The following is a 2790-nucleotide window of genomic DNA, read 5'->3' as shown; positions in this document are numbered from 1 at the left end:
GCCACGTCGACGCCGTCGAGGGAGATCCGGCCGCCGGTGACCTCGTAGAACCGCATGAGGAGGTTCACCAGGGTCGTCTTGCCCGCGCCGGTCGGTCCGACGATCGCGACCGTCTGTCCGGGCTCCACCGTCAGCGACAGATCCTCGATCAACGGCTTGTCCGCCTCGTAACGGAACGCCACCTGCTCGAAGGACACGCGCCCGGTCCCGTGCCCGGCCGCCGGCCGGGAGCCGGCCGGCGGCGGTGACTCCTCCTCGGCGTCGAGGAGGTCGAAGACCCGCTCGGCGGAGGCGACCCCGGACTGCAGGAGGTTGGCCATGGCCGCGACCTGCGTGATCGGGCCGTTGAACTCGTACGAGTACTGGATGAACGCCTGCACGTCACCGATCGACAGCGTGCCCGACGCCACCCGCAGCCCGCCGACGACCGCGATCAGGACGTAGTTCACGTTGCCGACGAAGGTGAGGGCCGGCTGGATGAAACCGGACATGAACTGGGCGCGGAAGCTCGCCGCGTACAGTTCCTCGCCCAGCTCGTCGAAGCGCGCCACGGCCTCGTCGCGGCGCCCGAAGGCGACGACCTCGGCGTGACCGCTGATCATCTCCTCGACGTGGCTGTTCAGCCGGCCGGTGACGGCCCACTGCCGCACGAACTGCGGCTGGGCGCGCTTGCCGATCCGGGCCGCCACGAGCACCGACACCGGCACGGTCGCGAGCGCGACCAGGGCGAGCAGTGGAGAGATCCAGAACATCATCGCCAGCACGCCCACGAGGGTGAGCAGGGCCCTGACCATCTGGCTGAAGGCCTGTTGGAGGGTCTGGGTGATGTTGTCGATGTCGTTGGTGGTGCGGCTGAGGATCTCGCCGCGCGGCTGCCTGTCGGTGTACGACAGAGGCAGCCGCGCCAGCTTGTGCTGGGCCTGGCGGCGCAGCCGGTGGCCGGTCCGCTGGACGACGGTCGTCGCGAGCCGCTGTTGCAGCCAGTTCAGGGCGGCGGAGCCGACGACCAGCGCGAGCGCGAGGGCCAGGGTCCTGCCGACCGCCCCGAAGTCGACACCGGCCGGGCTCGCGGCGCCGGTGATGACGAGATCGGTGGCGCGGCCGAGGACCAGAGGGCTGAGGACGGCGAGCGAGACGCCGGCCGCCGCGGCGGCGAGGACGCCGAGGAGCCGGGGGCGCTCGGGGGCCAGGGTGCGCAGCAGGCGCAGGCCGGAGGAGCGGAAGTCCAGGGAGCGTTCGAGGGAGGGTGTGGCGAGGCCGGGTCCGCGCTGGGGAGTGGCGGGACCGCGACGCTCGGGCGCGGCGCGGGTCCCGGTGGGCGGGGGGCTCGTGGGCGCCTTCACCGTCGTGGTCGTGCTCATGCGGCTTCCTCCTCGGTGAGCTGGGAGAGGACGATCTCCCGGTAGGTGGCGTTGTCCCGCATGAGTTCCTCGTGGGTTCCGCTGCCGACGGCCCGGCCCCGGTCGAGGACGACGATCCGATCGGCGTCGCGGATGGTGGAGACGCGCTGGGCGACGATCACGACGGCCGCGTCGGCCGTCTCCTCCCTCAGCGCTGCTCTCAGCGATGCGTCCGTCCGGGGGTCCAGGGCGGAGAAGGAGTCGTCGAAGAGGTAGACCTGAGGGCGGGCGACGAGGACCCGCGCGATGGCGAGGCGCTGGCGCTGTCCGCCGGAGAGGTTGCCGCCGCCCTGCGTGACCGGCGCGTCCAGACCCTCCGGGAGCTTCCGTACGAAGTCGGCGGCCTGGGCGACCTCCAGGGCGTGCCACAGCTCGTCGTCGGTCGCGTCGGGCTTTCCGTACCGCAGGTTGGTGGCGACCGTGCCGGAGAAGAGGTACGGCTTCTGCGGCACGAGTCCGACGGTCCGCGCGAGCAGCGCCGGGTCCATGGCGCGGACGTCGACACCGCCGACCAGCACCTCGCCGCCGGTCGCGTCGAAGAGCCGCGGGACGAGACCGAGGAGGGTGGTCTTGCCGCTGCCGGTGGAGCCGATGACGGCCGTGGTGCGGCCGGGGCGGGCGGTGAGGCTCACCGCCCGCAGGACCGGCTCCTCGGCGCCGGGGTAGCTGAAGTCGGCGGCCAGGATGTCGAGCCGTCCCACCTCGCGCAGCCGGCGGACCGGGGCGGAGGGCGGGGCGACGGTGGGCTCGGTGTCGAGGATCTCCCTGATGCGTTCGGCGCCGACCTCGGCCCGCGGCATGTGCATCATCAGGAAGAGGACCATCATCACCGACATCATGATCTGCAGCAGGTAGCCGAGGAACGCGATCAGCGAACCGGCCTGGAGGGCGCCGGACTCGATCCGGTGGGCGCCGACCCAGATGATGCCGACGGTCGCCAGCTCCCAGACGACCAGCACGATCGGGAACATCACGGCCTGGAGCCGGCCGACCCGCAGGCCGACCGTGCGCAGCTCGTCGTTGGCGGCGGCGAACCGTCCCTGCTCGTGGCGGTCGCGTACGAAGGCGCGGACGACCCGGATGCCGGTGATCTGCTCCCGCATCACCCGGTTGACCCGGTCGACGCGCTCCTGCATGCCGCGGAAGAGCGGGCGCATGCGCAGCACGACCGTACCGACGGCCCCGGCCATCAGCGGCACGAAGAGCAGCAGGAGAAGGGCGAGCGGAACGTCCTGGTCGAGGGCCATGACGATGCCGCCCACGCACATCAGGGGTGCGGCGACGAGCATCGTCAGGACCAGGACGGCGAACGTCTGGACCTGCTGGACGTCGTTGGTGGTGCGGGTGATCAGGGAGGCGGTGCCGAAGCCGCTCAGCTCGCGGGCGGAGA

2 protein-coding genes are annotated in these 2790 nt (G+C 71.9%); both read right to left on the bottom strand.

From position 1 onward, the window contains the following. A partial coding sequence (locus IE136_RS30560) for an ABC transporter ATP-binding protein (protein ID WP_189601923.1) occupies positions 1-1361 on the bottom strand: 1361 nt, incomplete at its 3' end. Next, positions 1358-2790, bottom strand: a 1433-nt coding sequence (locus tag IE136_RS30555) for an ABC transporter ATP-binding protein (protein WP_229819310.1), incomplete at its 5' end; no start/stop codon positions are given. The genes IE136_RS30560 and IE136_RS30555, both read right to left, overlap by 4 nt.

Source organism: Streptomyces lateritius, assembly GCF_014649715.1.
GTDB classification, from domain to species: domain Bacteria; phylum Actinomycetota; class Actinomycetes; order Streptomycetales; family Streptomycetaceae; genus Streptomyces; species Streptomyces lateritius.
The sequence above is the reverse complement of the archived record's forward strand: the minus strand, read 5'-3'. Positions and strand labels throughout refer to the sequence as shown.